We start from the raw sequence: 6,521 nt of genomic DNA, 5'->3' as shown, positions 1-6,521 counted from the left end.
GCCGCCGCCCTGCCGCCGGCCGCCGCCCTGCCGCCGGCCGCCGCCCTGCCGCCGTCGGCGGAGCGGCCGCCCGCGGTGCCGCGGCCCTCGCGCTCGCCCTCGGCGCCGGAACGGCCCTGCTGGGCGCGGCCGCCGCCCTGCGGCTGGACGCGCTGTGCCCGCCGGCCCGTCCCCTGCGCGGGGACGCCTCGTTCCGGCTGCTGCGGGGGGTCCAGCCGCAGCTGGTAGCTGCCCGTCTCGGGATCGAAAACCCACTGATCCGCCGGGTCGACGTGCTGCCTACGGCCTTGCGTGTCCACGGTCGATCGAGTCCTCCGTCTCGGCCGCTGCAACAGGCCGGATCGCTCACACTAACCCCACAGTTCAGCGTCTACGCCCGCCCCTGACAAATTCCGCTCTCCTACACCTGGACAAAGTGTTCAATCCCCACTGCCGCCGCACACGTCGCGGTCGGCGGTGGTGCCGCGGTACGAGGGGGAGGCGCTCGCCGAGCCCGACGGTGTGGGAGATGCCGGAGGGGCGGTGGAGGTTCCGCCGTCCGTCGGACGGGCGGAGCCCGTGCCGGCGTCCTCGTCCCCCTCGACGGTCACCTGCCCGTCCTCGCGCAGCGTCGTGAACAGTTCGTCCGAGGCGGGTTGCACCAGTTCGTCACGGTTGGGGTCCGCCGTGTACGGGCGCCGCGGCACGGTGAGGAAACGCACCTGGTCGGTGGGCGTCTTGCGCAGGCTCTGGGCCAGTTCGTACAGCTCGGCCAGCGAGTCGAGGCCCTCGTCCGCGGTGAGCGAGGAGGTCGCGGCGTCCAGCAGCGGGTAGAGCTTGGCGGGGTTGAGCAACACCCCGGTGGAGTCGACCTTCTGCACCAGGGAGGCGAGGAACTCCTGCTGGCGGTCCATCCGCTGGGTGTCGCTGCCGTCGCCGATGCCCTTGCGTGCGCGGACGTAGCCGAGGGCCTGTTCGCCGCGCAGCACCTGGCGGCCGGCGTCCAGGTCCAGGTGCGCGTCCTGGTCGTGCACGGGGTGCGGGACGCAGACCTCGACGCCGTCGACCGCGTCGACCATCTTCTTGAAGCCGTTGAAGTCCACGACCAGGTGGTGGTCGACGCGGATCCCGGTCAGCTTCTCCACCGTGCGGATCGTGCAGGCGGCGCCCCCGAACTCGAAGGCCCAGTTGAACTGGGCGAACTGGGGGCTGGTCATGCTGCCGTCGGACCGCCGGCAGGAGGGGATGTCGACCATGAGGTCACGCGGCAGGCTGACCGCGGTCGCGCTCTTCCGGTCGGCGGCCAGGTGCAGCAGTATCGCGGTGTCCGAGCGCTGGGTGCCGGTGTCCTGGCCGTACTTGCCGTTGCCGTCGCCCCGGTTGTCCGAACCCAGCAGCAGGATGTTCTCGGCGGTGGTCGCCTCGGGCAGCACCTTGGGGCGCTCGGACTTCACCCGCATCAGCTCGTGCGCGGTGTCGGTGTCCGTGCGGATGTTCCCGTCGAGCTGCTTGTAGAGGTACCAGGAGACCCCGGCCCCTGCCAGCAGCACCAGGGACACGACCACGGCGAGGACGCGCAGCCACGTGCGGCGGCGCTTCCTCGGCGGGGTGTCGGCGGGTGGGGTGTCGGCGGGAGGGGTGTCCTCGGCTTCCGGCGAATCGGCTGGCGTGGTCACGTCCGGGCCCGTCCTTACAGGTGCTGCTGGCGATCAGGTCACCTATAAAGACCGTTCAATCCCGCCCTCGGTTGTGCGGAGTTGTTCAATTCCGTCCGAGGCCGCCGGAGACGGCGAGCCGGGAGCCCGGCTACGCCACGTGGGTCACCCGCTCGCTCTCCCGGCGTTTGTCCAGGTCGGCGGGGGGCAGCCGGTCCAGGTTGCGGCAGAGCACCACGGAGGCGTCCGCCGCCAGCGGCGCCAGCAGTCCGGCGGCCAGACCGTCCCAGTCGCCGTACGACCGGCCCGAGAGAAGTCGCGCCCCGGCCGTCAGCCCCAGGGCCCCGGCTGAGGCGCGGGCCCGCCCGACCACCTCCGCGCCGGTGAGCTCCTCCCCGCCCGGCAGCTCCAGCGCGGGTGCGTCCGCGTCCACCGGCGCGTACGGGGCGAAGCGGTCGCCCTGCGTGGGCACCTCGACCGCGTAGTCGGCGAAACCCTCCGGCGGCTGCGGGAAGCGTCCGCCCAGCGGCCGCAGCGCCAGTGCGACCCGCTCGCCGGAGCAGGCGCGGGCCTCCTCCAGCGTGTCCGGGCCGGACACCACGAGGTCGGCACCGCCCGGGTCGCCGCCGGGCACCACGACCACGCCGGTGGAGAAGCAGGCGAGCACCCATACCGCCGTCTGCCAGTGCGCCGGCAGCAGCAGTGCCGCGCGGTCACCCGGCTGGGCGCCCAGCTCGTCCTGGATGAGGTTGGCGGTCTTGGCCACCCAGTTGCCGAAGGTGGCCACCGACAGTTCGACGCGTTCGCCGGTCGCGTCGTCGTAGAAGGTGACCAGGGGCCGGGCGGGGTCCGCCGCGAGCGCGGAACGCAGCAGGTCGGCGGGTGTACGGGCTGTCGATGTCACGCGGCCCAGGCTACGTCAGGCGGGGGCGTCCCGGGTGGCGCTGATGGGCCGGCAGAAGAAGACAGCCCGTCAGATCCCGGCTGCGCGTTTTGGGGCCTTATGTAACTGTTCTTCCCATGCGTGCACTTCTTGCGACTTCGATCTCCGCGGCGTGCATGGCTGCCCTCGCCCTGCCGCTCGCCTTCCCCTCCGGCGCCACCGCCACCATTCACGCGCCGGCGCGGGCGGCCGCCTCCGACACGCCCCCCGGCGCCACCCGTACCCTCGCGCTGGCCCCGCTCGCCACGTCCGGCCGTGCCGTCGGCGCCCCGCTCTCGCAGGGGCTGCCGGCCCGTGCCGTGAAACCGTTCTCCATGATCGGCATCACCTGGGACGACGTCGGCACCGACCTGAGGGGCACCGTCCAGGTCAGGACCCGCGCCACCGGCTCCGGCACCTGGTCGAACTGGCGCACCGTCGAGGCGCACAACGACGACGCCCCCGACGCCGGCTCGGCCGAGGGCTCGGGCTCCGCGGTGCGCGGCTCGACCGCCCCCCTGTGGGTCGGCCGCTCCGACGGGGTCGAGGTGCGGGTCGTGCCCGAGGCGCCCACCAGCGGCAGGCGCGGGGTCCAGCAGCCCGGCCTGCCCAAGGGACTGCGGCTGGAGATGGTCGACCCCGGGGACGAACCGGGCGACGGCTCCGATGGCTACCCCGGCGGCGACCTGGGGGGCAGCTACCTCGACCCCGATGCAGCGCTGGACCCCGGGCCCGCGGGACCGGGGGGCGGCGGCCCGGGCGGTGACGGTGCGCCAGGCGGGCCCCCCGGCGACGGCACCTTCCCCGGGGCCCCCTCCGGGAACACCGATCCTTCCGTCGTCGGTGGCCCGTCCGGCGCCGACCCTTCCGGCGGCGACCCCTTCGCCGGTGTCGGCCCCGGCGAGGACGGCGACCCGGGCGAGGACGGCGACCCCTTCGACGGCGTCGGGCCCAGCGAGGGCGGGGACCCGCTCGGCGGCCGTCACCCGCAGGACGGCACCACCACCGACACCGCCGCGGACCCGAGCGACACCTCGGGCACCCCGGTCGAGTCCCCCTTCGTGCCCGCGCTCAGCCGGTCCCAGACCGAGGCCCTCACCGGGCAGCGCTTCACCGGCGCACGCCCCCGCATCATCACCCGGTTCGGCTGGGGCGCCGACGAGCAACTGCGCAACGAGGACTCCGAGTTCACCGACGCCATCAGTGCGATCTTCGTCCACCACACCGCCACCGGCAACGACTACGAGTGCTCCGACTCCCCCTCGGTCATCCGCGGTATCTACCGCTACCACGTCAAGAGCAGCGGCTGGCGCGACATCGGCTACAACTTCCTCGTCGACAAGTGCGGAAACATCTACGAAGGCCGCAGCGGCGGCGTCTCCAGGGCCGTCTTCGGCGCGCACACCCTCGGCTTCAACGAGCACACCATGGGCATCGCCGTGCTCGGCGACTACTCCGAGGACCGGCCCAGCAGCGAGGCCCTTTCGGCCGTCGCCCGGCTCGCCGCGTGGAAACTCGGAATTTACGGCCGCAACCCGGAGGGCATGACATATCTGGTGTCCGGAGGGAGCAACAGGTACCCGAAGGGCACGCGGGTGCGCATGAACGTCATCTCGGGCCACCGGGACGGATTCAACACGCAATGCCCAGGAACGGAGCTGTACGACGATCTCGGCATCATCCGCCGCACCGCGGCGGGGCTCCAGGGCCGCTGATCGCCCCCTGCATAGGATTGGCCGCTCATTCGTTCGGCCCGCCAGGAAGCGGAGACAAACACAGGTGACTGAAGCGATCCTCTTGGTCGGCGGCAAGGGCACCAGGCTGCGCCCCCTCACGGTGCACACCCCCAAGCCGATGGTCCCCGCGGCCGGTGTCCCGTTCCTCACCCACCAACTGGCCCGGGCGCGCGCGGCGGGCGTCGAGCACATCGTCCTGGCGACCTCCTACCTGGCCGAGGTCTTCGAGCCGCACTTCGGCGACGGGTCCGCCCTGGGGCTGCGCCTGGAGTACGTCACCGAGGACGAGCCGCTCGGCACCGGCGGCGCCATCCGCAACGTCGCCGACCGCCTGGACTCCGCCCCCGGCGACCCGGTCCTCGTCTTCAACGGGGACATCCTCACCGGCCTCGACATCGCCGGACTCGTCGCCACCCACCGCGACTCCGGTGCCGACGTCTCCCTCCACCTGACCCGCGTCGAGGACCCGCGCGCCTTCGGGCTCGTGCCGACCGACGCCACCGGCCGCGTCACCGCGTTCCTGGAGAAGCCGGAGACGCCCGAGGAGATCGTCACGGACCAGATCAACGCGGGCGCCTACGTCTTCGACCGTTCCGTCATCGACTCCATCCCCACCGGCCGCGCGGTCTCCGTCGAGCGCGAGACGTTCCCGGGCCTCCTGGCCGACGGCGCCCATCTGCAGGGCATGGTCGACTCCACGTACTGGCTCGACCTCGGCACCCCGCACGCCTTCGTCCGCGGCTCCGCCGACCTCGTCCTCGGCCACGCGCCGTCCCCGGCCGTCCCCGGCCGCTGCGGCGAACGCCTCGTCCTGGAGGGCGCCCGGATCGCCGAGGACGCCAAGCTCACCGGCGGCACCGCCGTCTCCGCGGGCGCGGTCATCGGCGCCGGAGCGGTCGTCGAGGGCAGCACGGTCCTGGCGGGTGCGGTCGTCCGTCCCGGCGCGACCGTCGTGGACTCCCTCATCGGCGCGGACGCGGTCATCGGCGAGCGCACCGTCGTCCAGGGATCGGTCATCGGCGACGGCGCGCACATCGGCGCCGACAACGAACTGCGGCACGGCGTGCGCATCTGGTGCGGAGCGGTCATCCCGGACGGCGCGGTCCGCTTCTCCTCCGACCAGTAGCCGCCGCGATCCCCGGCCGGTGGGCGTGCCCCGCCCACCGGCCCGCAAACCCGGAAACCCCGAACCCCGAAGCCGCGAAGCGCGGAAGCCCGACGGCCCACGCCGTAGGCTCGGGGGGTGCACCCCGAGCAGACCCGACTCCTCCGCGCCGCGGCCGGCCGCGTCCCCGGCCCCCGCACACCCGGCCGCACCCGCCGCTGGACCCCGCGCGGCCCCCTGGACCTCGGCCTCACACTCGGCCCCCTGCGCCGCGGCCCCGGCGACCCGGCGTTCCGCGTCGGCGCCGACCGCGCCGTCTACCGCGCCTCGCGCACGCCCGAGGGCCCCGGCACCCTGCGCATCGCCCGCCCCTCCGGCGGGGAGGTCGAGGCGGAGGCCTGGGGCCCCGGCGCCGACTGGCTGCTGGACCGCCTCCCCGGCCTGCTCGGCGACGCCGACGACCCCGGCGCCTTCACCGCCCGGCACCGCGTCGTCCACGAGGCCCACCGCCGCAACCCCGGGCTGCGGCTGACCCGTACCGGCCTGGTGCTGGAGTCCCTCGTCCCGGCGATTCTCGAGCAGAAGGTCACCTCCGACGAGGCATACCGCTCCTGGCGGGTGCTGCTGTGGCGCTTCGGCGAGCCCGCCCCCGGCCCCGGCGAGGAACTGCGCATGCGGGTCATGCCCGACGCCCGCGGCTGGGCCATGATCCCCTCCTGGGAGTGGCACCGCGCCAACGTGGACGGCAAGCGCTCCGCCGCCGCGGTTCGGGCCGCCCGCGCCGCCGCCCGCATGGAACAGGCCACCACCCTCGCCCCCGCCGACGCCCTCGCCCGCCTCCAGGCCGTCCCCGGCATCGGCCCCTGGACCGCCGCCGAGACCCTGCAGCGCAGCAACGGCGACCCCGACGCGATCACGGTCGGCGACCTCCACCTGCCGCACACCGTCGGCTACGCCCTCACCGGCGCCCACCGCTCGGACGACGCCACCATGCTCGAACTCCTCGAGCCCTACGCCGGCCAGCGCCATCGCGCCGCCCGCCTCATCCTGCTCACCGGCCGCCGCCCCCCACGCCGCGCCCCCCGCATGGCCCCGGGGAACATCGTGCCGCTGTGACCCACGGC

General features: G+C 74.1%; 5 protein-coding genes and 1 pseudogene. 3 read left to right on the top strand and 3 right to left on the bottom strand.

The features are described from left to right. The 3 genes and pseudogenes from ACFW3D_RS38115 to ACFW3D_RS38105 all read right to left on the bottom strand — a co-directional run. A pseudogene (locus tag ACFW3D_RS38115) lies at positions 1-299 on the bottom strand (LCP family protein); the annotation flags it as partial. A gap of 120 nt (positions 300-419) precedes the next feature. After that, positions 420-1,655 carry an LCP family protein gene (locus ACFW3D_RS38110; RefSeq protein ID WP_500512556.1) on the bottom strand — a complete coding sequence of 412 codons (1,236 nt, stop codon included), beginning with the start codon at positions 1,653-1,655 and terminating at the stop codon, positions 420-422. Positions 1,656-1,785: 130 nt separating this feature from the next. Further along, positions 1,786-2,538, bottom strand: a complete 753-nt coding sequence (locus ACFW3D_RS38105; RefSeq protein WP_500512554.1) for a TIGR03089 family protein — start codon at positions 2,536-2,538, stop codon at positions 1,786-1,788. A 116-nt stretch (positions 2,539-2,654) separates the two neighbouring features. Between ACFW3D_RS38105 and ACFW3D_RS38100 the strand changes: the two genes are divergently transcribed. From ACFW3D_RS38100 to ACFW3D_RS38090, 3 genes are all read left to right on the top strand, one after another. Then, on the top strand, positions 2,655-4,271 hold the full coding sequence (locus ACFW3D_RS38100) for a peptidoglycan recognition protein family protein (protein ID WP_500512552.1): 1,617 nt from the start codon (positions 2,655-2,657) through the stop codon (positions 4,269-4,271). A gap of 64 nt (positions 4,272-4,335) precedes the next feature. Then, positions 4,336-5,418, top strand: a complete 1,083-nt coding sequence (gene manB, locus ACFW3D_RS38095) for a mannose-1-phosphate guanylyltransferase (protein ID WP_500512550.1) — start codon at positions 4,336-4,338, stop codon at positions 5,416-5,418. 117 nt (positions 5,419-5,535) lie between these two features. Then, the gene (locus ACFW3D_RS38090; protein WP_500512548.1) at positions 5,536-6,513 is read left to right on the top strand and encodes a DNA-3-methyladenine glycosylase family protein; all 978 of its coding nucleotides are present in this window, start codon (positions 5,536-5,538) and stop codon (positions 6,511-6,513) included. Positions 6,514-6,521 lie beyond the last annotated feature (8 nt).

The sequence above is a fragment of the Streptomyces sp. NPDC058864 genome, from assembly GCF_042742985.1.
GTDB lineage: Bacteria > Actinomycetota > Actinomycetes > Streptomycetales > Streptomycetaceae > Actinacidiphila.
The sequence above is the reverse complement of the archived record's forward strand: the minus strand, read 5'-3'. Positions and strand labels throughout refer to the sequence as shown.